We start from the raw sequence: 24,138 nt of genomic DNA on the forward strand, positions 1-24,138 counted from the left end.
AGCGGGTAACGGCTAGATCAACCCCTACAGGGCAAAACTTAGAAACGAAGCGGCATGGCCATAGTTCAACATGGAGCAGAAGATACGCCACAGCATTGGTGTTAAAGTGTCGAACGCATACGAAGGCGCTCGGCGTCAGCCTGTGCGCGTAGTCGATTGAGTTCATCGGTCAATTGGCTAGTGAGCCGAGTGATCTCGGAACGACGCATACGTCCCCCGGAGATATCGCCAGTACGGACCGAGAGTGGGAACAGTGGTGGGCCTACCTCTATTGCTATCAGCGATGGGTATATGAAGCTAGAGCCGACCGGCATCGCCATCTCTGATCCTGCTATCCCGACCGGGACGATAGGTACTCCAGCCTTGAGAGCCAGATAAGAGGCACCCTCTTCGAGCTTCTCCACAATCATTCCTCTTCTCCGCGTTCCCTCTGGGAAGATTACAAGACTCGAACCCGCCAGTAGTGCCGCCTGTGCAATCTCGACGGCATCACGATCAGTTCCATCGCGGTCGACCGGAAAGCCTCCAAGTAGACGAACAAGCTTGGCAAAAACAGGATTTGCGAACACTCCGGCCTTAGCCATATAGGTCATTGGATCGCGGGTGATCGAACCCACAAGAAGGGTGTCGATATTAGACCTGTGCGTCGGTGCCAAAATGTAGGGCGGCCTCGGTATCGGCTCTTGGTAGTGCACGGTTGTCAGCCAGTAGCGCCGATTCCAACCCTCCACTATACGCTGCGCACCTTGGTAGAAACGGCGCTCGAAAGTGGTTGGTGCAACATAGCGTGACCGATCCATCAGCAACTCTTGGCTCGCAATTTGACGAGATCACCCATTCTGGCGATTAAGACATCAAGAGACTCATCAGAGTTATCCACGACAAAGGCGTCTTCGGCAACCTTCAAGGGAGCATGATAACGGGTCGTGTCCTTTAAATCTCGATCCAAAAGCTGCAGCCCCTCCTCAGGTCTGCGCTCTAGACGCACCTTTAGACGAGCTACCAAATAGAACTTGCAGACTGCATCTGGCCAAACTACCGAACCAATATCGCGTCCTTCTACTACGCATGATCCCAACTTCGCTATCTCGGCCCGCTCCAACTCGAGAATCCGTCGGCGGACGGTTGGATTCGCCGATACCTGGGCCAGGACCTCCTGGACACGCTTAGAGCGAAGCTCTTCATCCAAAGCTCGACCGTCGAGCAGCCCGACTTGGCCCTCAACGGCGACTTCGTGATGGTCAAACCAGTCATTGATATCGGCAGTATCATCGTCTTGGTCTGGGAGCACAACTGAACTCAACCCCCATGCCACCGTGCGGAAATACAGTCCAGTGGAAAGCATCGGCAGTAACAGCATTGCGGCGAGCCGATATGCAACGGTGGACTTTCCTGACCCACCGGGCCCATCGATCGCCACAACCAAACTCATGGTTACGACACCGATTCCTGAATTTCCTGAATGTGTCGCGTGAAGCCCACTTCCAACCTTTCGTATACCAGCTGCTAGAATAGCAGGTGATACGGCAGCTATGGACCCCATCTCTAGAGTCCTAGTTTGGCGTCTCAGCGGAATCAGACAGATCCCAGAAAGGCGGTCCGGTGGCAGACTCTCGATACGTAAAGGATAGAGGGCTAAGTGCTCGTATGGCCTTCACAATCTTCCTTCTTGGCCTGGTCTATGTTCTGTTTTTTGGCGTGTTAATCGCAGTCGGCGTGGGAGCACTCACCGTGGTGGTGATTGCGGTAGTCCTCTTAGTGGCACAGTTCTACTTTTCTGACCGTATTGCACTCTTTGGAATGCATGGCCACGAGGTGACTCAGGAGCAGGCGCCCGAGTTGTACCAAATCATCGCAAGGCTCACCACTCTCGCCGATATGCCAATGCCAAAGATCGCCATCTCTGAACTCGACATCCCAAACGCCTTTGCCACAGGACGAAGCCCTAAGAACGCGGTTGTCTGTGTAACTCGCGGCCTGTTGCGTCGGCTTCCCCCACAAGAACTCGAGGCGGTGCTAGCACACGAACTCAGTCACGTCGCCCACAGAGATGTGGCGGTAATGACTATTGCATCCTTCCTTGGTGTGCTTGCCGGACTGCTAACGCGTTTGATGTTCTACTCCGAGATCTTTGGTGGCATGATGGGCGGTGGTTACGGCGGTGGACGTGGCCGTGGTGGGGGCCGCGGCAATGGTGGCGGTAACATAATTGCCATAGAGATGCTGATCATGCTGATATCCGCCGTCGTGTACGCGATCAGCTTCTTGTTGATTCGAGCTCTCTCGCGTTATCGCGAGTTGGCGGCCGATAGGGCTGGTGCAATCCTCATCGGACGGCCAGCTGCCCTCAAGTCAGCCCTGCTGCGCATCTCCGGCACGATGGGGCAGATCCCCACTCGCGATCTTCGTACTGCTCAGGCATTCAACGCCTTCTTCTTTACGCCAGCGATCAATCCTCGCAATCCATCTCTCGCCTCTGGGTTATTCGCCACCCATCCCAGCCTCGAGAAGCGAATTGCGCAACTCGATGAGCTCGATCGCGAGCTAGGAAAGGCAGAATGATATGGGATTCTTCGACACCCTCTTGGGCAAGTCAAAACAAGTAAACGCGAATCTTGACGCCATCTTTGCACTGTCGAGCGCCGCGATTACCCTGCAAGTCTCTGCGAACCTGATTCCAACAAATCAGGCGGCCGTTGTCTTCAAACCCGCATCAGGTGCCGCCTTTGCTAACACCGAGACTGAGTTCCAGGATGTCCTCAAGGAGATGAACGACGTAACTGTATCGCTCTCCACCGACTCATTCGGTTACCGCTGGGTCGTTCTCAATGGCCAAGATCTAGAGACGGTCGTAACCGCCTCACACTCAGTGAACCGGAGCCTTGAAGATCATGGGTTTTCGCCACAGCTTCTGTGCTCGCTCTACCCATTCAAAGATACAGGTGGCCAGGGAATGGTCTATTGGGTGTATCTATATAAGCGAGGAACCTTCTATCCGTTTGTTCCCGTCGGTCATGAACGCCGCGACAACGAGAGGGAACTCTCGCTCAAAGCTGTGGTCGGCACCGACCTTCCGCTAGAGACTGAGATGCAGCGATGGTTTCCCCTATGGGATATACCGATCAGCTCCTCCCACTGACCACGCTAGCCGCCGCTATATGCTGAAAACTCTGTGTCCTTGCCTGTGCCGGCAACAACAGATCAAAGACCGCGTCGTCACAGCAGCCCTCTAGTCGAGCCACCGTCAATCGCTATCGCCTGCCCGGTGATATAGCCGGCCCACCTCGAACACAGGTAGGCGACCATGCGACCAAAATCATCAGGATCCCCAAATCGCCCCATCGGTACACGAGAGAGCATGCGATCAAGATCTACACCTGAGTCGCGGAGATGGACAAGACGATCAGTTGCGTGTAAGCCAGGCAATACTGAGTTAACGGTGATGTCGTAACGCGCCAGTTCAAACGCTGCCGCCTTAAGGTAGGCTAGCAAACCAGCGCGAGCGACATTAGAAGGCATCATCTCCGGATCTGGCTCGCGAACCACGTAAGAGCTGATTGACACGATCCGCCCAGATCGACGGGCCATCATCAACGGCGCCACTCCCTCAACCAACTCGACCATCGGGGCCAGGGCAGCCCCAATACCATCACCAAGATGACTGGCATCCATAGCGCCCAGAGAGGCGTTCCTCGGCCCTCCTGAGTTCAACACCAGGATGTCGATTCGCCCATGCAGCATAAGAAATCGTCGCAGCAACTCCGTTGGAGTGCTCTGGACGGTGAGGTCTACCGGCAGGTATTGAGAGCCATGACCCAACAAGCCAACAGCCTTCTCGCCGAACACTTCGTCACGCGAGGCGATTACAACATCGGCTCCCTCCTCGACCAGTGCCGACGCGACACTAAAACCAAGCCCTCGAGAGCCTCCCGTAACGAGTGCCTTGGCACCCTTCAAGCCCAAGTCCATGTCTACCCACCTCCCACTGGCAACCGAAAGCGCCACCACGCCTAACCCTTCGCCGCCACCCCCACCTTAGCGCATCCAGTCCAAGCGCTAGATGCGTTATTCGTTAGTCAAGTTTCTCATACCAAACCACAGCAGTTCCTCGGCTACCCACGTCGTCGAGTTATGGCAGTAATAGCAGAACACAGTAACTTTTGTCGCCAATCGGCATCAACTGCCCATAGTTAGGTGTAGTATTTACTACACCTAACTATGTAGCTTCCAACAAGGAGAAGAAAATGACCAAGCAAGCTGACATGATTGTTCACGCAGCTCATACCCTGTTCGCCAACGAGGTGATGTCCCATAGCGGCCATGCCAACCTCTCCGCCCGTCTCGACGACGAGAGGATGTTGCTCACCATCGACGGTCAGGTTCGTAATCTCACCAGTGAGCGCGTTGCCACCGTTGCGCTTGACGGCACGGTACTTGAAGGTGAACTCGACCCCACCAACGCAGAGATTATCGCCATGCACACTGAGATCTACAAGCTGCGGCCCGCAGTTGGAGGAATTATCCATACCCACTCACCGAACCTGCTCGCCTTCGCTATGGCCAATGTTGTGCTACCCTGCCGTTATGAGGCCCTCCTTCGTTGGGGGCAGGCAGTCGACGTACCAGTGGCTCCATGGGCACCTCGAGGATCGGCGAAGTCTGTCTCCGCCATCATCGACCAGGTCAAGGCGCATCCTGATACAAACGCTGTCATCCTTGGCAACCATGGCGTCCTCGTCTTTGCAAGCGACCCGCTCGCCACTGCACAGCTGCTCACCGTCCTAGAGGAGGCAGCAGAGGCAGAGCTGGCAGCAGTTAGCCTCGGCGGGGCTAGCTCTCTTCCCGAGACAGCCCTGGAGGCCATCCGCGAATCCATGGCCAGAGTACGCTGATGGCCGATCATGAGAGCATAGATAACGCGACCATCGCGAATTCGTATCGAGAACTGACCGGCACAGTTCCTGCTAACATTGCCGAACGCATCCGGATCGCGGGGATCTCCGGGCGCAATAGAAGCATCATTCGCATCGAGGAGCTCCGGTCACAACTCATCATGGACAATCCACTCGGACCAAAGACGGCACAGCTCGTGCATTTTGCACAACTCCTGGCCATTGGCGAGGAGAAGGAAGCGGAACTCCATGCGGATGCTGCCCGTAAAGCTGGCGCCTCTTTAGAGGAGCTCGTAGGTGTAGTAGAACTCGCTCTAATTACGGCCGGCATGCCCGCATATAGCAGAGGAGTCGCCATCCTGGGGCGAGTCTTCCCAGAGAATCAAACCTGATATGGAGGATGCACTCTCGGGTGATCTCGGTTTCCGACTCTCGCGGCTCGTACGTAGACTACGAACGGACTGGGGAGGAGGTCTGCTGGCGCTTGATCTAAACCAACCACAAGCGGCGATCTTGCGAGCGTTACAAGGCCGTAGCGGCCTCGGCCTACGAGAACTGAGTCGGCTTATCGGAACAGACCCGTCAAACCTCCGACGAGAGATTGACCGCCTCACCAAGCGTGGAATGCTCCTAGTGGTGCCCGCCGAACGCTCAGGACTAAAAGCGACTCTTGCTCTAACCAAACTTGGTGAGCAACAAACCTTGGAGGTGCTCAAACTCAGGAACGATATGATGGCACAGACCTTCGACCGATTGAGCGACAGCGATCGTGAAGCCCTCACGGCCCTGGTCACAACTCTCGAGACTATCGTAGGTATCCCGGATGAAGCTTCACCATAACGGGATAGCAAGCCCCGTCTGCAAGAGCGGAGGGATGTCACTGCGAAGCCTTCCGCTCATGTCAAAGGCGATTAGTGTTCTACTGATGCCTCCGACCATCAGCGGTGATGCAGAATCGAATAGATACGGTCAAATAATTGAACGGTAGTGGACACCAGCACAGCGAACACACCCACCGACCCTTGCAATGAAGTCGTCACCACGGCTAGCTATCACGCCTGTAGAGTTAAGGCAACACACGTTAGACATTGCTCAATGATCTTGAACATGGCTCCCGCCACCTATGGTTTCGCGGCTCCATCCAGATGTATGGTCGCCGAGCTAAGGCGGTCAAGGTCGGAGAAGAAAGCCGGATAGCTGGTTGCAACCGTCTCGACACCATCGATCTCGGTGACGCCACCTGCCAACAACCCCAACACCGCCGCAGACATAGCGATCCTATGATCGAGATTTGCCATCACTCGTCGACGATTCCCACGCAAGGATCCTGGGCGGAGGCCACCGTGGATCACCAAGCCATCCGGCAGCGTCATCACCTCAACGCCAAACGCACGTAAAAAGCCTGCCGTGGTCTCAATACGATTCGTCTCCTTGACTCGGAGTTCAGAGGCGTCCCTAATAGTGGTTACACCATCGGCCATGGCGGCAGCGACGCTCAAAATAGGGATCTCATCGATCAAACTCGGAATGATTCGACCACCAATCTCGGAGCCCTCCAGTGAACCTCCCTGCACCGTGACCTGTCCATCACCTAGAACGAGATCGGCTCCCATCTGGGCTAGAATCTCTAGAAAACCAGCTCGGGTAGGGCCAAGATAGAGATCTTCTACCGTCAAGACCGCACCCGGAACACAGCTAGCGGCTACCACGAAAAAAGCAGCCGCCGATGGATCACCTGGAATCCGGAAGCTAAATGGCGACGGCCGTGTAGGACCGGAAACGGTGACCCGATGAGAACCATCCTGCTCCTCGACGTCCTCATCGAACCCCACTTCAGTGAGCGCAAATAGCTCCTCAGTATGCGGCCGGCTCAGCGTGGGCTCGACAATACTAACTGGTCCGTCTACCCCCAAAGCCGCAAAGAGGAGGGCTGATTTCAGCTGCGCTGAGGCTACTCGCAGGTGAACAACGCCCGACCTTAGCCCGCCACCTCGAACAGCTACCGGGAGCATTCCGTCACCGCCGCGGCCCCATATCGAGGCTCCGAGCTCTTGGAGCGGCGATATAACGCGCCCCATCGGCCGTCGTCGCAGGGAATCGTCTCCTGTAAAGACCGACACTCCATGAACGAGGGTTGCAACTCCAATGCCCAAACGTACCCCGGTACCCGAATTTCCAAGGTCAAGGACACCATCTGGCTCGCGTAAGCCGGCAATGCCGGGGCTCTCGACTAGCGTGACCGACCCCTCGGTCTCGAGTGATGCCCCAAACAGCTCAACCATCGATCCGGTAGCTGCGACATCGAGCGCCGAGCTGAGGTTGTCAAGGCGTGAAGTCCCCTCAGCAAGTAGCGCCAGCAACAGTCCACGGTGACTTATAGACTTATCGGGAGGAGGCTGAAGATCCCCAGACAGGAATGGTTCCGTCGAGGTGATCTGTGCGCGCACCGCTGCTTAGTCCGGAAGATCGTCGCGGAGACCAACCGCTCCGCGAAGGTACACATGGTGGAACTCGCCTCGGGCCCGGTCATCTTCGATATGCATCATTACACGCACGCAGAGTGCGACTGCCCCATCAATGCTGAGCTCCTGCGCACACATCAACGGAACATCGCCAAGTCCAAGGGCTCTTGCCGCCGCTGCAGGAAACATCGCATGCAGATCCGGAGTCGCCGTGAACAAGATACTGATCAGCTGGTCCTTGTGGATCGAATTACGCTCGAGCATCGCACTAACGAGCTCCTGAACATTCTTATCTATAGCCTCGACGGTATCAGCCTCTACCGTCGTCGCTCCTCGCACTGCTCGTACACCCATGGGTGACAGGTTAGCGGATCGACCGTCCTCCGCTACGCAATGCGATCAACTCAGCGGTGCTGATGTCTCTCGACTGCCCTGGTGCCAGCGACGGATCAGCAAGTGAACCGATTCGCGTACGAACCAGTCGGGTCACTTCAAACCCACAGGCTGCCACCATCCGACGAATCTGACGATTCTTGCCTTGTTTGAGCACGATACGTAGTGTCTGACTCGAGAGCTGACCTACACGTTTAGCAACCAGTAGATCGCCGTCGACCTCGATACCGCGGCGCATGGCTCCAAGAAGCTGTGGAGTAACTCTCCGGTCGATTGCAACCAGGTACTCTTTCTCCACGCCACCGCGCGGATGCATCAGGTAATCGGCAAAGGGACCATCATTGGTTAGGATCAACAGGCCCTCGCTCTCAGCATCGAGGCGTCCAACTGGGTAGATGCGGCTGACGCTTGGCACCAGATCCACCACCGTTTTGCGACCGTGAGGATCGTTCGCGGTTGACACTACGCCAGCGGGCTTGTTGAGTAGTTTGTACTCTAGAGACTCAGCGATCCCCACCGGGGCTCCATCCACACAGACCGAATCTGCGTCGATGACTCGGCAGCCAAGCCGTGCTACCTCTCCATTGACGGTTACACGACCCGCCTCAATCAAGCCCTCTGCCGTTCGCCTTGACCCATATCCGCGTACGGCAAGCACCTTCTGAAGTCGTTCGCCTACCGGTTCCGTCGTGACTCCTCGAGCACCTCAACCAGTTCACCAGAGGGGACAAAGTCTGCGAGTGCAGGCAAGTTAGTGAGATCATCGAGTCCAAAGCGCTCCAAGAACAGCTGAGTAGTTCGGAAGAGGATAGGCTCGCCGATGCGTCCGCGTCGCCGATCGCCCTCGATCAGACCACGGTCGACCAAAAGACGGATCACTCCGTCCGAGCTAACGCCGCGAATCTCAGAGACCTGTGCCCTAGAGACCGGCTGCAGGTAAGCCACCACCGCCAGTGCCTCCATCGCCGCCGCTGACAGAGTTGGACTTTGGTCCTCGGAGAGAAAGCGACCTAACACGCCAGCAAGATCGGGTGCCGTCTTGAGTGCATATCCGTTGGCCACTTTGACCACCCTGGTGGCTCGATCATGCTCAACGAGATCGGTAGCAAGGGAGTCGATCGCCTCCTCGACATAGCTCACCTCCAACTCGAGGAACTCAGCCAATTCGGTTAGTCCAATGGGTCCTATGCCAAGAGACAGCAGGCCCTCGATTGTTCTTGCCACCGTCGCAAGTGCGACCACCTCACCGGAATCCCCAGCAAGCAAGCCATCAGCCAAGGGTACGCACCATCTCAGCTACAAGACCAAGTCGCTCGCCATCGATAACCCCCACCTCGATATCGTCACCGACTTGACGTAACCCGATAGCTCCAAACGCATGGGCTTCAAGCAAAATCACGAAGCTCACTATAACTTCTACCCCCGTTCCTCCTGCAATCATTGCAGAAAACGACGTCATCCGCTCGAGCCGATCCAAGAAACTCAAACCGATCCCGATGACGTCCACCGATGATCGATCGAGTGGTGTGGGATCCGCCTCAGTGTTCATGCTCGCCCGAGCCAGAGCTCTGGCGATTGCCTCACCGAGTCCAGATGATGGTAGAACAACGTTCTCGACGTGATCGATTAGGTCAGAGGCCTCGAGCGAGACCGGGAGCGATGCTGCGGTCGTCTCTAATCGAGTCCGCATCGCCTTGGAGGCGGAAGCGTAGATCGTCTTTTCAACGAGTCCCAACAAGATGCCCTCAAGAGCGCGATCCAACTCCTCATCTTCGATGACCTCATCGTCATCTCTATCAAGCAGCCAGTGCATCTTCATCCTCATGAGCCAGGTCCCGGCCACGACTTCGAGGCTCACCTCATCGATATCGTCGATGACAAAGAGTTGAGAAAAGAGAGAACCAAGACGTAGATCCGCCAAGTCAAGCATCTGATTACGCACAAGTTCGAGACTCTCCGTCAATCGGTTCATAGCGAGCTCCGTAACATCTGCACGTGCGCTCCAATTCCTTCGATCACAAACTCAGCTCCAAGGGCGACAAAACCATGGCGCTCATACAGGCTACGCGCCCCGACACGCGCAAGACACCAGATCAGTTGACACTCCCCCGCTCCGGACCCCGTAGACGAGATCTCATCGGTCCAAGCATGTGAAACCTCTAGCAGCCGCTCCAAGATCGCAGCCCCAATCCCTTGTCCTCTGAAATCGGCCTCAACCGCCATGCCACGAAGTCGTAGCGCAGGGCGATCCCCGATCGCCTCCGGTATGAGGCTACCAACACCAACCACCTGGCCACTGAGTCTTGCAACAGCATGCACTGATTTGCTATTCTCATCTCCTGGGAAGTGTGCCGTTGCCGGATCCATACCCGCCCGGAGGATGCGGGCACGCACGTCAAGCACCTCGGCAGTGATCTCACCGACTTCGATCGAAAGCTCGTCATCTCTTTTCATGGCCTGGATTCATGATCTAACCTCATTGCCGAAGTGCTCTTGCAAGCAGCACGATCGGGTGAACCACCTCGACTCGATCACCAAGGAGCGTCTGTAGCTGTATGGCACATCCAGGGTTCCCAGATAGGAGTAGATCAGCACCAGCATCAAGAATTGCATCCCGCTTTGCCTCTCCCACCTGACGCGCTAGTTCAGGTTGTGCCAATGAGTAGAGGCCACCCGCACCACAGCAATTAGGGCCTCCAACACTGCGTAGATCGATATCTGGAATCCGACGAATCACGGACGATGGTGCTGAACCAACGGCTTGTGCAAATTTCAAGTGGCATGGGTCGTGATAGAGGACTTGACGTGGCATCGACTTATAATCGGCGATGCTCTCCATTCGATCAAGATACTCCAAGACATCGGCAACTCGAGAGGAGAATCTCTCCACCTCTTGCTCGTGCCCGAGGAGCTCCGGATAGTCCTTCATCATCGCGCCACAGCCGGCTGAGTTGGTTATGACCGCATCGACGCCGGTCACGTCGAGGGCCTCGATCACGGCACGAGCCGAGCGCTGCGCGCCAGCTCGTTGACCAGCGTGAGAGGCTAGAGCGCCGCAGCAACCCTGATCCTTGGGAACGATAACCGAGATACCCTCGGCGTTCAAGACCTCGACAGTCGCATCATTGACATCCTTGAAGAGCACTGACGCGATGCACCCGGTGAGCAAGACCACCCGAGCTCGCTCGTTGGGTACCAACGACGTAAAGACCTGCGGTGACGCTTGCGGAGCAATCACCGTAGCTTGTCGTACGAGTGCCCGAGACCTTGGTAGACGAGAGGGCAAGCGAGATAGTAGCGAAGAGCGGTCTAGCACACGAGCTACCCCCTGGGCAGGTGCAACGAGTCGGGCCAACCGATGTGCGCGTGCAAAGCCAGTCGTCATCACCGATCTAGCAAGAAGTTCTCGCTTTGGGCGACGGACATTTACGACACGACGAGCTATATCGATCAGCTCATCGTAGCGCACCCCGGATGGGCAGGCCGGAACACAGGCTTCACACCCGATACATCTATCAATATGGACACGCAGAACGTCTGATACACTCCCAGAACGCGCCGCCTCGGCAAGTAGCCATATTCGTCCCCGCGGCGAATCGTTCTCCATCCCGGTAACGGCGTAGGTAGGGCATGCAGCCAAACAAAACCCACAGTGCACACAGGCAGAGCTGAGCTGGGTGATGGCTGCAAAATCGCTGGCTTGATCGTTGCTAACCGTCTTCAATACGAGAACCTCCCGGTTGGGTCGAGCGCCACAGAAATTCGATCCACCAACCCAGATCTAGGCGTCGCCACCATTGAAAGATGACTACCGTGTCCGACCTGCCCCAACGGACCGGTTGTACTATCCAGATGCGGGTCGACATCTTTCGGAAACGTATATAAACAGCGATCGTGCCTAGCGCGTAGCTCGACTCGGATATCCATATCGCTACCATCGGCTGCATCGAAGATGTTCGCTAGCTCACGAAGATGTTTCTCTGCGTCCGCGCCATCCACCGACACGTCCACCACCCCGGCCCCGACGTAGGCGACATACGCAACTAGCGACGACGCAAGCGAAGTGACGACCCTGGGTAACAGCTTCAACATCCGAGCACTACGGGTGGAGAACGCGAATACGAGGCCACCGTCGACCGGGAGCTGAAGGTCGGATAGGTGGTGCCAGCGCTCCTGCGATCCACGATCGTCGAGAATCTCGATACCGGAGATCGCCACGGCCGCTCTCAATCGCTCCACTCTTCGGTCGATCGCCGCCTCTCCCCCTTCGATTAGGCAGGACAAAAAACCCTCCGCAAAACTGAGCGCACTTACCTCGACCTTGGCCCGGGTGAGTACGGTGGCCACCTCTCGAATCTCGGCAACATCGATCGGAATCAGAAGCGTTCGCTGGCTCTCCGGTAGTGGGCGAGTCCGAAAAATCACCTCAGCTATGACACCAAAGCGTCCACGAGCACCAGTTAACAACTTTGCCAAGTCGTATCCGGCCACGTTCTTGATTACAGTGCCGCCACTGTGTGCAACTGTGCCATCGGCCAGCACCACCGTCATCCCAATGATCTGATCACGAACGCCCCCATAACGATGAAGAAGTCCTCCTCGTGCACCCGTAGCGACCACGCCACCCACCGTACCTGAACCAGGTGGATCCACCGCCACCCTTTGACCCGCCCGAGCCAGCTGATCCTGGAGCTGCCTCCAGGAGATGCCCGAACCGACCGAGACCGAGAAGTCGTCTACCCGATGCTCGATATCGACCAGACCGAGGGTACTCACCACGGCATGGTCCTCGCCTGCTACCAAGCTGTTAGTAGACATGCCACGAACTAGCACGTGGCGATCTCGATCGAGTTGGCTAAGCCACTCAGCAAGCTCCTCAACCGTAGCTGGTGTCACCACATCGGTTACCATCTCTCACCCAACCCAGCCTGCTCTAGTGGATGTGGTTGGTAACGTCCAGGACGCTCACCACAGAGTCTTGGGGTCGGCAACAACTTGCCCCTGTTGCACAATCCCTTCGGATCAAACGCACTTCGCAGCCGTGAAAAGGTGTCTAAATCACTATCTGAGAACATATCCGGCATGTGACAGACCTTGTCGACGCCTATGCCATGTTCGCCAGTCAACGATCCGCCCTCATCAAGGCAGAGGGTCAAGATTTTCGCAGCGACCTCCTCAGCCATCTCCTCCTGCCCCTCAATCGCCGGATCATAGGTCACGAGTGGGTGCAGATTACCGTCGCCAGCATGAAACACGTTGAGGATCGCGAGGCCTGACTCCTTGCTCAGTCTGCCGATCCGTTCGAGTACGCGCGGTAACGCGGAGCGCGGCACAACACCATCTTGGACGATGTAGGCCGGCGCAACCCTGCCAGCAGCGGCAAAAGCAGCCTTTCTGGCTAGCCACATCAGGGCACGTTCATCCTCGTTCATCGCCTCCCAGACGTGCAACGAGCCGTGCAAACTCATCACCTTGCGCACCGCTTGAAACTCATCGGCAACCTCGTCGGACTCACCATCTAGCTCTAGCAGTAGGCAGCTCTCGGCTGAGGTGTCGAGACCAGCCCCAGTCGCAAGCTCACATGCGACTATTGCGAGGTGATCCATCATCTCGATAGCAGCAGGGGTGATACCACGAGCGACGACATCACTCACGGCGCGAGCAGCGGCGTCGACCGAATCAAAGTAGGCCACCAGCGTACGACGGATCTCGGGCAGCGGCATCAGCCGACAGACGACTCTAGTCACGATCCCGAGTGTCCCCTCAGAGCCGATCACCACTCCCCGAAGGTCGGGTCCGGGTCCATCCATACCTTCACTACCCAGCCATACAAGCTCCCCAGTCGGCAACAAAACCTCCACTGCCAGCACGTGATTAGTGGTAAAACCATACTTGAAGCAGTGTGCACCCCCGGAGTTCTCAGCTACGTTACCACCGATGCTACAAGCGATCTGAGAGGATGGATCAGGAGCAAAATAGAGACCATAGCCCAAGACGGCCTTGGAGAGGTCGAGGTTTACCACTCCTGGCTCGACGACAGCAATCTGTGAAAACGGATCCACCTCGAGAATGTTGTTGAGCCTGGTCGTCACCACCAGCACCCCCTCCTCGTCAGGAAGGGCTCCACCGGAAAGGCCAGTACCTGACCCTCTGGCTACCCAGGGAAGATTGGAATCTATCACGGCGCGCACCGCCGCCACCAGCTCTTCGCGATCCGCCGGTACCACCACTATCTGAGGTACGGCACGATGGCTGGTGAGCCCATCACAGCTATAGGCTCCACGCTCAACGTCATCTAAGATGAGTGACGTCGGGCCGACAACGGTGCGGAGCCTTTCGACGAGGATGTCGATCTGCGAAATCGTCACGTTACATCACCCCTCTCTCCAGGCCCTCGCCTGTTGAGACGGCCCTAACAGCAAGTATAGAACGGAAGGAATTCTCAATGAAGGCCATGATCACAGGTGCCAGCTCCGGAATCGGCGAGGCGATCGCCGTCACACTCCACAAACTGGGATACGAACTTCTTATAACCGGTCGCCGCGAGCAACGCCTAAACGACCTCGCGCATCGCCTCGGCGACGAACGTATTACGGTCCAAGTCCTCGACATCACAGATTCGCAGGCGATAAAGGAGGTCGCCGACGAGGCTGGTGTAGTTGATGTCCTGATCAACAACGCGGGTGGAGCCCTCGGGTTAGCGAGTGCCCAGGAGTCGGAGCTCTCCGACTGGCTCACCATGATCGCAACCAACGTGACCGGACTAACGGTGCTTACCCATGCGATCCTGCCACAGATGGTCGAGCGTCACCAAGGCACGATCATCAACCTTGGATCGGTAGCCGGTGAGTTCCCTTATCCGGGTGGAAATGTCTATGGTGCCGCCAAGGCATTCGTCCGTCAATTCAGTCTCAACCTCAAAGCCGACCTTGCCGGTACCGGGGTGCGAGTGACCAACATCGAGCCAGGTATGGTCGGAGACACCGAGTTCTCGTTGGTTCGCTTCGACAATGATGCCGATCGCGCCGCCAGCGTCTACGACGGGATGCAAGCACTCAAGCCCGAGGATATCGCCAATCTCGTCGGCTATATAGTCACACTCCCGAGTCACGTGAACATAAACACCGTATCGCTAATGCCCGTCGACCAAGGGTTTGGAGCCTTCAACGTATCACGCCACTGATCGTTGGAGCGATAGCTCCACTGACAGATGGACCGCGATGTCACACCCAGGCACCAGACTCATGATTACAGAACCGTGAGCGGAGTGCAACGGAGTCACTTAGACAAGGAGGGGCTGATGGAGAGGGTCTACCTGCATCGTGATCATCAGGCGGAGTGGATCGCAACCATGCACGGGAATCGCACCCCAGACGGCGTCATCACTGCGCATGAGGATCCAAGGTTGATAAGCACCAGCCTTGCTGATCGCCTCAGCACCGAAGCCCAGCAAGCGGCGACGCTCTGTGACGCCGCTACTCTCGCCCATGGTGGCGGAGATCGACCGCAGCCAGAGGAGCCCGACCACTATCGCACCTGTTTTGAGCGTGATCGGGATCGCATTCTCCACTCGAGCGCTTTTCGAAGGCTCGCAGGCAAGACCCAGGTATTCATCTTCCCCGCCGACCACCAACGCACTCGACTCACACACGCCTTAGAGGTGGCGCAGGTTGGGTCCGCCATCGCTCGTCGACTTCGCCTCAACGTCGACCTCACCGAGGCGATCGCCCTCGGGCACGATTGCGGGCACGGACCAGGAGGACATGCGAGCGAAGTCGCTCTCGAACCGTTTCTGTCCGAGGGATTCGATCACGCACCGTGGGGAGCTTTCGTCACCTTAGCCCCGCTAAATCTCTGTTTAGAGACCACCGACGGCATCGCCAACCACTCTTGGTCGCGGCCACGGCCGATAACTCCTGAGGCCGAGATCGTCGCTCTCGCCGACCGGATCGCGTATTCAGCCCATGACCTAGAGGATGCGATCGGTGCAGGTCTGCTCGCGCGTGAAGCCATCCCAACAGATCTCACCAGCCTGATAGGTTCGCACCGCAACCGCCAGCTCGACTACTTCATAACCGACGTCATAGAGACCACGATTGTGGCCGGCACGATTGGGCTCAGCCTCGAGGCAGGTGAGGCACTTGCTGCCCTTCGATCCTTTAACTACACCCATATCTACACCACCGACGCCTCTGAAGCACAGAGTCGGGCTGTCATCTCTCTGCTCCGGTCGCTAACCGAGTATCTCATCGACCATCCAGCTTCATTACCGCAACGCGAGGAGGAGATATCGATCGAACGCCAGGTGGTGGCTTACGTAGCAGGGATGACCGACCGCTTTGCCTTTCAACTCGCCCACGAACTCCTTGACTGGCCAGTGAACCGACTCCCAATGGGGATCGACCTTCGAGGTTAGCTCTAGCCAAAACAAGGTAGCCATCGCCTCCAAATCGCGACAGGCCTCCTTGGAGTAAACCAGTCCAACCGAGTCGAACAAACAAGTCCTCCATCATCATTATCGAACAATCGATCCATTAACATTTGGGATACGAGCACCTGAGCTCGCTGGCACCATCTTGTGTCGTTGGTTTTGTGTGTCGTTGGTTTTGTGCCGTGACCGAGGGGGACTCGTATGCATTCGTTTCAAGATCCGCTACGGCGTGGGGCTCGAGTAGCCCCGAACAAGGTCGCCGTTATCTGCGGAGAGGATCGCCTCACCTTCAGAGAACTCGAGACAAGGATCCACAAACTCAGCGCTGTACTCCAAGGATTTGATCTCTCGCCAGGTGATCGCGTCGCTATCATCGCCAACAACTGCCATCGTTACATCGAGGTCTACCTCGCCGTCCCCTCCAACGGCCTGGTACTCGTGCCGCTGAGTACACGTTCGACCATCGCCGAGATAGCCTTTGCGCTCTCAGATGCCGATGTACGCGTGGTCATCACCGACCGCAAGCTCGACTCGATCGGCACCTCAGTCGCTCATGTGATCACAATCCCTGATGAGTATGAGGAGGCGCTTGGGCAGGCGAGTCCAATCGACTACCTCGACCAGCCAAATGAAGAGACGTTGGCCGGGTTGTTCTATACCGGAGGGACCACTGGAAGGTCCAAAGGAGTGATGCTCACGCATGGGAACCTGCTCGCCAACGCCTGGACGGCCATCGCCTGGGCTCACCTCTCCGAGGAGGATCGCTGGCTGGTGATGGCGCCTATGTTTCACGCCGCCGGGACCTGTCTTGTGATCGCGTCCATCTGGCTCACCGCCACTCAGATCGTGCTCGGAACCTTTGCCCCCAAAGAGGCGCTAGATATCATAGAACGTGAACGCGCTACCGGCACTCTCGCGGTGCCGACCATGATGCTCGCGATCAATGATGTCATGGCGACCTCACCTCGCGACGTCTCCTCGCTTCGACTACTAAGTCACGGTGCATCACCTGCTCCTATCGAGATTCTGAAGCAATCGCATCATCACTTTCCAACTGCCGAGATGCTCCATCTCTACGGAACCACCGAGAGCTCACCGATCGCCTCTATCTTCGCTCACGAAGAGCGGCACCTTGCAGATGCCAAAGCAGGATCGATCGGCGTTCCTGCAGTCGGAGTTGACCTCGCGGTTCTCGACCCAGATGACAACGAACTCGGCGCAGGCGAAGTCGGTGAGATAGCCATCCGTGGAAACAACGTCATGAAGGGTTACTGGAACCTCCCTGAGGAGTCCGAACGCGCGCTCCGGTCCGGATGGTACCACACCGGAGATCTCGGGATGGTCGACAACGATGGCTACTTCTTCCTGATCGACCGACTCAAAGACATGGTCATCACTGGCGGTGAGAATGTCTACACCATCGAGGTAGAGGACGCACTTTATCGGCATCCAAAGGTGCAGGAGGCCGCGGTCTTTGGGGTGCCAGATCCTAAGTGGGGTGAGGCTGTCCACGCCGTGGTCGTGCCTCGTGAAGATGTAACGCCGGGGGAGATTATCGCCTTTTTACGGACACAACTTGCCGGTTACAAGCTTCCTAAACAGATCGACTTGCGCCAGAGTCCACTCCCAAAGTCCGGTGCTGGAAAGATCTTGAAACGTGACCTGCGCGAGCCGTTTTGGAGCGGTCACACAACCCGAATCGGCAACTAGTGTGACCCTGGTGACGCCAACCGGAACTCTAGCGCATCATCTGAAAGGGAGCGAGCTGTGAACTTTGTAGGGAGCGATCTTCTCACAGTGGACCAGCTCTCGAGGGACGACCTTGAGCAGATCATGAGTGTTGCGCGCCGTATGGAGCCGATCGCGCGCCGCGAGAAGGTTACCCGTGTTCTCGAAGGCGCCGTACTAGCGAGCCTCTTTCTGGAGGCAAGTACGAGGACGCGCCTTAGCTTCGGGAGTGCGTTTTCACGCCTCGGTGGTGCGGTGCGTGAGACCGTCGGCCTGACCTTCTCCTCGATGGCCAAGGGGGAGTCGATAGCAGACACCGCCCGTGTGATCAGCGGGTACGCCGACATCATGACTATCCGCCACCCTGAAGCGGGATCGGTAGCCCAGTTTGCCAAGGCATCTCTGGTGCCGGTGATCAACGCAGGGGATGGTGCCGCTGAGCACCCAACTCAGGCCCTCCTAGACATCTACACCATCGAAGAGGAGTTTGCCGCCCGCGACAAGCAACTCGACGGCGCCCATGTGCTCTTCGTCGGCGACCTCAAGTATGGACGCACAGTCCACTCACTTTTGAAACTCCTCAGCCTCTACGAGTCGATGACCTTCACCCTCCTGGCACCAGATCTGCTCTCGATGCCCACCTCGATTGTCGAGTTGGTCGAGTCACGCGGGCATAAGGTAGTCGAATACGACAGTATGCCGACCGAACCCGACCGTGTAGACGTGATCTACGCCACACGGATTCAGCGGGAACGGCTCCAGGGAGAGCAGATCGAGGGCTATAGCCACGACTTCCATGTCAACACCGCCTTCGTCGAGCATGTCGGCGACTCCTCGACGATCGTGATGCACCCATTGCCTCGAGATTCGACCCCATCATCGAATGACCTCAGCACCGATCTAGATGCCGATCCTCGTTTGGCAATCTTCCGTCAAACCGACCGCGGAATACCGATAAGAATGGCGCTGTTTGCGCTCATCCTTGGGGTCGCTGACTCGATTGAGTCGACCTATCGGGACCCACTATGGCATACCACTACCTAACTGGCCATCACTTAGGGCAAGCGGCTAGCAATAGCACGTCCCTGAACACGATCTCACCCTCCACCTACCGGGTCAAACGAGGTCACAATCGTTCACCCAGACGCTGGTTGCTATCACTGATCGCTTCTGCAGTCATGCTCAGCGCGTGCTCCACCGCTACAGCGAGCCAATCTGGGGGCACAGGTACAAAAAGGGGCACGACGGTTGCACCACCACACTTGGTGGTGACCACTGGCCCAAAGCACACAAGGGTATTTCACAACGTCTTTGATCCAAGCGTCATAGACGCCTCGTCCGGGATCTACCTTGGATGGGTCTTCGCACACCCTGGCAGTGCACAGAGTAGATCAGCAGTCGTACGAATCGACCGAGCAAACGCCAAAGTGCTCTCGACCAACGTACTCGCTGGCAGCATCGAAGCTGGAGTCGCAACCAACCGACATCTGTGGATCACGTCATCTAACGCGCCGAGTAAGGCCATCCTTTATGAGTTCAACGCCGACAACCTAACCCTAACGAGAACTATACCTCTTATCGGTACAGATCCAGGAACCTCTATGGCCACCACCAACAGCTACCTCTGGGTCTCAGAAGGTGACCAGCTACTCCGGATCGACCGCCGTGATGCCAACCTTCGCAAGCAGGTCAAACTCACAGCTGCCTTCTCAGCCACCGTGTCCACCGACACTCAAGATCACCTTTTAGTGGTGGCTATCGCCAACCGAGGTGGTCAGGGACGGATCGAGATTCGTTCTGGCGCCAACGCAAATCTCATCGGCACAAGCGCATCGCTCAACGGAGTTTTTGCCCCGCGTACAGCAGCTGTCGGTAAAAACATATGGATAAGCGAGGCGACCGGCAATATGGGTTACGTCAGCCGCTATCGCCTCAGAGGACTCACCCCAACCGTCGCTGGTTGCCCTTCGTCTCTACTCACCAACAGCCCAACCTGTATCCTCGGCTCCAACGGCCTTCAGGTCAACGCATCGCATCAACTGATCTTTCTCTCACAGGTTGCTGGTGGTGGTGCACGTAACGCGTGTATAGATCCCAGCAACGGCAGCATCGTCGCGCAACTTCCGCTCGCACCCACCGATCAACTACTGACCATCGGACACTCACACCTGTTTGTGATGACTCAGACCAGAAGGGAGAACGTGGTCGAGCTACCGATACCAAGTGCCTGTCTGGGTGGTTGAGGCCGCCCTCTACCACAAGTTCAACTAGTCAACCCTCTTGAACACAGCGGCGATGCCCTGACCAACTCCGATACACATCGTTACCAGTGCAAGATCAAGGTCGCGCTCACCCAGCTCAGTCGTAGCGGTAAGCGCCAGACGAGCGCCGCTCGCCCCAAGTGGATGCCCCAAGGCGATGGCGCCACCGTTGGGGTTCACAAAGTCGGCATCATCTGGAAGACCAAGTTGACGAAGGCAGGCGAGCGACTGAGCGGCGAAGGCTTCGTTGAGCTCTATGACGCCAAAATCAGTAATCCGTAGATTCAAACGATCCATAACCCGGCGCGAGGCCGGCACGGGTCCTATGCCCATGATCCGTGGAGGGACGCCAGCGGTTGCTCCCGCCATCACCTCCGCCACCGGAGTCAACGAATAGCGCTCCACAGCCCGTTCACTAGCGACCAAGACAGCGGCGGCGCCATCATTGAGCCCACTCGCATTTCCGGCCGTCACTGTACCCCCGTTACGGAAGGCAGGTTTGAGCTCTGCGAGCTTGTCCAACGAGGTCAACCGAGGATGCTCATCACGATCGACAACCTTTGTTTCGCGTCTGCTCTGCACCTCGACCGAGACGATCTCCCGCCCTAGGCGACCATTCTCCTGTGCTTTGGCGGCTCTCTCCTGTGAGCGCATAGCGAAGGCGTCCTGATCATCTCGAGATATCGAAAACTCCTGAGCGACGTTCTCGGCGGTCTCCCCCATCGAGTCTACGCCGAACTCCTCACGCATACGAGTGTTGACAAAACGCCATCCGAGCGTGGTATCAAAGACCTCCATGGCGCGGTCGTAGGCGCTCGCAGCCTTTGGCATTACAAACGGTGCTCTCGACATACCCTCGACTCCACCGGCGATGACGATCTCCCCATCTCCACTCTTGATCAGGCGCGAGGCCGTCATTATCGCCTCAAGTCCGGATCCACAGAGCCGGTTCACGGTCACACCTGGGGTCTCGACCCCCAAACCAGCGAGTAAGCCCGCCATCCGGGCGACGTTGCGATTGTCCTCACCTGCCTGATTGGCACATCCAAGAATGACCTCATCGACATGTCCAGCCACCGACGGAAAGCGCCCCATGAGCTCAGCTAGCACCCGTGCTGCGAGGTCGTCAGTACGCACAGAGGCGAGTACGCCTCCATAGCGCCCGAACGGAGTTCGAACTCCCCCGACAAGATAGGCCTTTGGCATCCTCACTCCTCCTCTAGAACCGGCTGTCCCAATGATCGAGATCGACCATGGAAGATAGCAATAGTCTCGCCCTCACGTTCGATCGTAATGTCGTAGAGCCCATTCCTCCCAAACCGAGTCAGCTCCCTCGCTATCGCGACCAGCCGATCGCCACGGTAGACAGGGGCGATGAACTCCACAGCTGCACTCTGAGCCACGGTCACCAAGTTGTAGGTGTTGCAAGCAAATGCGAAGGCGGTATCAGCGAGCAAGAAAATATAGCCACCATGACATATCCTGTGACCATTCACCATGGTATCGGTGATCTCCATCGTCAGGCTGGCGCTACCTGGAGCAACACGTACGAGCTCAATCCCAAGGGACTGAGACGCAAGATCACGTGCGTACATCGCGCGAGCACACGCCTCAGCGAGCTCCTGTTCAGTCATTGCCCAACCTCAATAGCCCTCATCGCTACCACTCCAGTCATTCCCGCGAGAACAAACTCGGTCACCAACTTCGCATACTCCACCAGATCGATCCTGCCAGGTCCTTCACGGAACCAGCGAGCATGCCAGTTGAGGATGCCAAACGTCGACATGGTGAGAGCCTTGATCGTCGATACCTCTAGCCCTGCCCCAAGCTGGCCAAGCAGCTCCTCCATCACCCGGACAGTAAGAATGGGTACGCCAGCTGTTTTGCATGCCAATACCTCTATTAGGGATAGACATGCAAAGATAGTTGGTGGCTAGCTGCCCCTGGTGGCTTGACCCTCACCCGGACCGACGTAATTGTCATTGTCTTGACTCGTCAGCCATCAGGGGTAGTTGGCCAGAGGCATCAGCCTCAGCCGACAACGTGACCTCATGAGAGCACGGCATATGGCCCCGTTACTGTCTTGTCCGTCGCCGACCAAGAGCTGATGCCGATCCTAACCAATGGAAAGGAGTCAGTATGAATGTTACTTCGTTGGGGGAAGGACAGGTAGCTGGCGGGGTCGATACCCATCAAGACCTGCATGTGGCCGCGGTTGTCGATCACACCGGAAAGGTGCTTGGTACCAAGAGCTTTCCCACCACCCGTCACGGTTATCTGTCACTCATTACTTGGATGCGTTCTCTTGGTGATGTCGCTCGAGTGGGTGTCGAATGCACGGGCAGCTACGGAGCTGGCCTTACCAGGTACCTTGGGGCCGCGAACATCCCCACGCTTGAGGTCACCCGACCGGACAAGTCCCTTCGTAGAGCACAGGGCAAGAGTGATGATTACGACGCCATCGCAGCAGCCCTCGCTGCCCTCTATGGGCAGCGCGTCCAGGTGGCCAAGGATCGAAGTGGGCAGGTAGAAGCCCTTCGTGTGCTGCGCACGACCCGAAAGACCGCAATCAAGTGTCGCAGGGCCACCCTACAGGAGTTGCACAATACGATCGTGGCGGCATCCGATAAGATCCGCGAGCAATATCGAGGTGAGACCCGGATGCACCTGTTGCGCAAGCTTGCGACCTCCCGCCCAACCAGAGAGAGTTTCCGCGATCCCGACATCGCAACCCAGATCGCGCTCAAATCACTGGCCAAGCGTGTGCTTGAGCTCAATGACGAGATCGCAGATCTCGATGAACTCATCGAGAAGCTGGTGAAGGAGTTAGCAGGACCACTGCTCGAACTTCCCGGCATGGGAGTAGATAGTGCTGGTGAGTTCTTGGTGGCCGCGGGTGACAATCCAGAGCGTCTCGGTTCAGAAGCCAGCTTTGCGATGATGTGTGGAGCTTGTCCCATCCCTGCATCCTCGGGTAAGACCAACCGTCACCGACTCAATCGTGGGGGAAACCGTCAGGCGAATTCCGCGTTACACATCGTAGTTCTTTCCCGCATCCGAATGGACGAACGAACCCAGGCCTACGTGACCCGTCGTTTGGCGGAGGGCCTCTCAAAACGAGAAGTAATGAGGTGCTTGAAGCGCTATGTTGCCAGAGAGGTGTATCACGTTTTGGTCAATCACAAGGTGGCTGCCTAGGTTTCTCCATCGAGGCCCGCTAACATTCAAACGACTTACTCTCTCGACTTGACAAACATGAGAGCGTCAAGACCAAGGTAGCAAACCTACGAGAAGGGGCAGAGGGTTTTGACTTCCTAGGGTTTCACCATCGCATGGTGAAGTCCTGGAAGAGACAAGGTCGTTACTATCTCAACAAATGGCCCTCGCCTAGAGCTATGGCATCGATCAGATCCAAAGTTAGGGATCTGACCCAGCCACGGCAGGTAGGGCGTCCATTTGAAGCAGTAGTCGAACAACTCAACCCGGTACTTCGTGGTTGGGGCACCTACTTCTGTCAGGGTAACTCCTCCAAGAAGTTCGGAGCAATCGACTCCTACGTACACGAGAGAATGGCGAAGTTAGCCTCCAGGAAGTACGGCCTATCCGGTTTCAACTGGATCGACCGCTTCACCTGGGAGTGGCTAGGGAACCTTGGTATCTACCGACTCAGTGGAACCATACGCTATCCAACTGCGCATGCCTGAGAATGAACGGTGTCTCCAAAGCCGTGTGCGGGCGAACCGCATGCACGGTTTGATAGGGGGTCGCTGGGGAGGCTGACTCCAATCGTGGGGGCTGCTGATCCTGGGCCGGTGGGCTGGAAGATGCCACCACAATGGCCTGGTCGGGATCTCAACCGCGATCGGACGATGCTCAACCAGTGGCCTGCCTTACCGACACTTCAGGCCGTCCAGCTTCTCGATCCCTGCCGTCCGCCTGATCTGCTGAGGTTACCTTTGGCATAAAGACAC

Annotated in this window: 27 protein-coding genes; 12 read left to right on the plus strand and 15 right to left on the minus strand. The window is 56.9% G+C overall.

Translation table 11 applies throughout. The annotated features are described in order from the left end of the window. Window positions 1-101 precede the first annotated feature (101 nt). Window positions 102-800, minus strand: coding sequence for a lysophospholipid acyltransferase family protein (locus tag FEAC_RS10375; RefSeq protein ID WP_052566223.1), 699 nt, complete (start codon window positions 798-800; stop codon window positions 102-104). Further along, a complete protein-coding gene (locus FEAC_RS10380; RefSeq protein ID WP_052566224.1) occupies window positions 800-1,543 on the minus strand; it encodes a (d)CMP kinase in 744 nt (247 codons plus the stop codon). Before FEAC_RS10380 ends, FEAC_RS10375 begins: the two co-directional genes overlap by 1 nt. 59 nt (window positions 1,544-1,602) lie before the next feature. Between FEAC_RS10380 and htpX the strand changes: the two genes are divergently transcribed. Then, window positions 1,603-2,562, plus strand: coding sequence for a zinc metalloprotease HtpX (htpX, locus tag FEAC_RS10385; RefSeq protein WP_035390536.1), 960 nt, complete (start codon window positions 1,603-1,605; stop codon window positions 2,560-2,562). Window position 2,563: 1 nt separating this feature from the next. Next, window positions 2,564-3,139: a PspA-associated protein PspAB gene (gene pspAB / locus FEAC_RS10390; RefSeq protein ID WP_035390534.1), complete on the plus strand. Its 576-nt coding sequence runs from the start codon at window positions 2,564-2,566 to the stop codon at window positions 3,137-3,139. Between the two features lie 77 nt (window positions 3,140-3,216). Here pspAB and FEAC_RS10395 read toward each other — a convergent pair whose 3' ends face one another. Beyond that, window positions 3,217-3,969: an SDR family oxidoreductase gene (locus tag FEAC_RS10395; RefSeq protein ID WP_035390532.1), complete on the minus strand. Its 753-nt coding sequence runs from the start codon at window positions 3,967-3,969 to the stop codon at window positions 3,217-3,219. Window positions 3,970-4,244: 275 nt separating this feature from the next. On the opposite strand from FEAC_RS10395, the gene FEAC_RS10400 reads away from it, so the two are divergent. The 3 genes from FEAC_RS10400 to FEAC_RS10410 are packed head-to-tail and all read left to right on the plus strand — an operon-like array spanning window position 4,245 to window position 5,732. Beyond that, window positions 4,245-4,892 (plus strand): class II aldolase/adducin family protein, encoded by a 648-nt coding sequence (locus FEAC_RS10400; RefSeq protein ID WP_035390529.1) that lies wholly within the window; start codon window positions 4,245-4,247, stop codon window positions 4,890-4,892. Next, window positions 4,892-5,284 carry a carboxymuconolactone decarboxylase family protein gene (locus FEAC_RS10405; protein ID WP_052566226.1) on the plus strand — a complete coding sequence of 131 codons (393 nt, stop codon included), beginning with the start codon at window positions 4,892-4,894 and terminating at the stop codon, window positions 5,282-5,284. The genes FEAC_RS10400 and FEAC_RS10405 overlap by 1 nt, the downstream gene beginning before the upstream one ends. A 1-nt stretch (window position 5,285) precedes the next feature. Continuing rightward, the gene (locus FEAC_RS10410) at window positions 5,286-5,732 is read left to right on the plus strand and encodes a MarR family winged helix-turn-helix transcriptional regulator (protein ID WP_035390527.1); all 447 of its coding nucleotides are present in this window, start codon (window positions 5,286-5,288) and stop codon (window positions 5,730-5,732) included. 281 nt (window positions 5,733-6,013) lie between these two features. On the opposite strand, the gene aroA is transcribed toward FEAC_RS10410, so the two are convergent. The 9 genes from aroA to FEAC_RS10455 are packed head-to-tail and all read right to left on the minus strand — an operon-like array spanning window position 6,014 to window position 14,115. Next, complete coding sequence (aroA, locus tag FEAC_RS10415; protein ID WP_052566227.1) at window positions 6,014-7,339, minus strand: 3-phosphoshikimate 1-carboxyvinyltransferase; 1,326 nt, start codon at window positions 7,337-7,339, stop codon at window positions 6,014-6,016. 6 nt (window positions 7,340-7,345) lie between these two features. Then, complete coding sequence (gene aroH / locus FEAC_RS10420) at window positions 7,346-7,708, minus strand: chorismate mutase (RefSeq protein WP_035390525.1); 363 nt, start codon at window positions 7,706-7,708, stop codon at window positions 7,346-7,348. Between the two features lie 10 nt (window positions 7,709-7,718). Further along, on the minus strand, window positions 7,719-8,405 hold the full coding sequence (locus FEAC_RS10425; RefSeq protein ID WP_035390522.1) for a pseudouridine synthase: 687 nt from the start codon (window positions 8,403-8,405) through the stop codon (window positions 7,719-7,721). A gap of 17 nt (window positions 8,406-8,422) precedes the next feature. After that, a complete protein-coding gene (gene scpB / locus FEAC_RS10430; RefSeq protein ID WP_052566228.1) occupies window positions 8,423-9,025 on the minus strand; it encodes an SMC-Scp complex subunit ScpB in 603 nt (200 codons plus the stop codon). Next, window positions 9,018-9,719, minus strand: a complete 702-nt coding sequence (locus tag FEAC_RS10435) for a hypothetical protein (protein ID WP_035390521.1) — start codon at window positions 9,717-9,719, stop codon at window positions 9,018-9,020. The genes scpB and FEAC_RS10435 overlap by 8 nt, the downstream gene beginning before the upstream one ends. Beyond that, entirely contained in the window at window positions 9,716-10,201 is a 486-nt protein-coding gene (locus FEAC_RS10440) for a GNAT family N-acetyltransferase (protein ID WP_052566229.1), read from the minus strand. The genes FEAC_RS10435 and FEAC_RS10440 overlap by 4 nt, the downstream gene beginning before the upstream one ends. Before the next feature lie 22 nt (window positions 10,202-10,223). Further along, complete coding sequence (locus tag FEAC_RS10445) at window positions 10,224-11,471, minus strand: (Fe-S)-binding protein (RefSeq protein ID WP_052566230.1); 1,248 nt, start codon at window positions 11,469-11,471, stop codon at window positions 10,224-10,226. Beyond that, a complete protein-coding gene (locus FEAC_RS10450) occupies window positions 11,468-12,658 on the minus strand; it encodes an FAD-binding oxidoreductase (RefSeq protein WP_052566231.1) in 1,191 nt (396 codons plus the stop codon). The genes FEAC_RS10445 and FEAC_RS10450 overlap by 4 nt, the downstream gene beginning before the upstream one ends. Further along, entirely contained in the window at window positions 12,652-14,115 is a 1,464-nt protein-coding gene (locus FEAC_RS10455) for an FAD-linked oxidase C-terminal domain-containing protein (RefSeq protein WP_201773896.1), read from the minus strand. The genes FEAC_RS10450 and FEAC_RS10455 overlap by 7 nt, the downstream gene beginning before the upstream one ends. 77 nt (window positions 14,116-14,192) lie before the next feature. Here FEAC_RS10455 and FEAC_RS10460 point away from each other — a divergent pair, with 77 nt between their 5' ends. The 5 genes from FEAC_RS10460 (at window position 14,193) to FEAC_RS10480 (ending at window position 20,149) form a co-directional block, all read left to right on the plus strand. After that, on the plus strand, window positions 14,193-14,930 hold the full coding sequence (locus FEAC_RS10460; protein WP_035390519.1) for an SDR family NAD(P)-dependent oxidoreductase: 738 nt from the start codon (window positions 14,193-14,195) through the stop codon (window positions 14,928-14,930). Window positions 14,931-15,098: 168 nt separating this feature from the next. Next, window positions 15,099-16,163, plus strand: coding sequence for an HD domain-containing protein (locus FEAC_RS10465; protein ID WP_052566238.1), 1,065 nt, complete (start codon window positions 15,099-15,101; stop codon window positions 16,161-16,163). A gap of 216 nt (window positions 16,164-16,379) precedes the next feature. Continuing rightward, window positions 16,380-17,888: a class I adenylate-forming enzyme family protein gene (locus FEAC_RS10470; RefSeq protein ID WP_035390517.1), complete on the plus strand. Its 1,509-nt coding sequence runs from the start codon at window positions 16,380-16,382 to the stop codon at window positions 17,886-17,888. Between the two features lie 57 nt (window positions 17,889-17,945). Further along, on the plus strand, window positions 17,946-18,950 hold the full coding sequence (gene pyrB, locus FEAC_RS10475) for an aspartate carbamoyltransferase (RefSeq protein WP_035390515.1): 1,005 nt from the start codon (window positions 17,946-17,948) through the stop codon (window positions 18,948-18,950). 224 nt (window positions 18,951-19,174) lie between these two features. Continuing rightward, window positions 19,175-20,149 carry a hypothetical protein gene (locus FEAC_RS10480; protein ID WP_152623194.1) on the plus strand — a complete coding sequence of 325 codons (975 nt, stop codon included), beginning with the start codon at window positions 19,175-19,177 and terminating at the stop codon, window positions 20,147-20,149. Window positions 20,150-20,173: 24 nt separating this feature from the next. Here the strand turns inward: FEAC_RS10480 and pcaF are convergent, their stop codons facing one another. Genes pcaF through FEAC_RS10495 form a run of 3 tightly spaced genes read right to left on the minus strand, consistent with a single transcriptional unit; the run spans window position 20,174 to window position 22,061 of the window. Continuing rightward, window positions 20,174-21,373: a 3-oxoadipyl-CoA thiolase gene (gene pcaF / locus FEAC_RS10485; protein WP_035390511.1), complete on the minus strand. Its 1,200-nt coding sequence runs from the start codon at window positions 21,371-21,373 to the stop codon at window positions 20,174-20,176. A 2-nt stretch (window positions 21,374-21,375) separates the two neighbouring features. Beyond that, window positions 21,376-21,801, minus strand: coding sequence for a hydroxyphenylacetyl-CoA thioesterase PaaI (paaI, locus tag FEAC_RS10490; RefSeq protein WP_035390509.1), 426 nt, complete (start codon window positions 21,799-21,801; stop codon window positions 21,376-21,378). Further along, on the minus strand, window positions 21,798-22,061 hold the full coding sequence (locus tag FEAC_RS10495) for a hypothetical protein (protein ID WP_152623195.1): 264 nt from the start codon (window positions 22,059-22,061) through the stop codon (window positions 21,798-21,800). Before FEAC_RS10495 ends, paaI begins: the two co-directional genes overlap by 4 nt. A 245-nt stretch (window positions 22,062-22,306) precedes the next feature. Between FEAC_RS10495 and FEAC_RS10500 the strand changes: the two genes are divergently transcribed. Next, window positions 22,307-23,365: an IS110 family RNA-guided transposase gene (locus tag FEAC_RS10500; protein ID WP_035390505.1), complete on the plus strand. Its 1,059-nt coding sequence runs from the start codon at window positions 22,307-22,309 to the stop codon at window positions 23,363-23,365. 197 nt (window positions 23,366-23,562) lie between these two features. Further along, entirely contained in the window at window positions 23,563-23,871 is a 309-nt protein-coding gene (locus tag FEAC_RS10505; protein WP_081901279.1) for a group II intron maturase-specific domain-containing protein, read from the plus strand. Window positions 23,872-24,138: the final 267 nt, after the last annotated feature.

The organism is Ferrimicrobium acidiphilum DSM 19497 (genome assembly GCF_000949255.1).
In the GTDB taxonomy this organism is placed as follows: domain Bacteria; phylum Actinomycetota; class Acidimicrobiia; order Acidimicrobiales; family Acidimicrobiaceae; genus Ferrimicrobium; species Ferrimicrobium acidiphilum.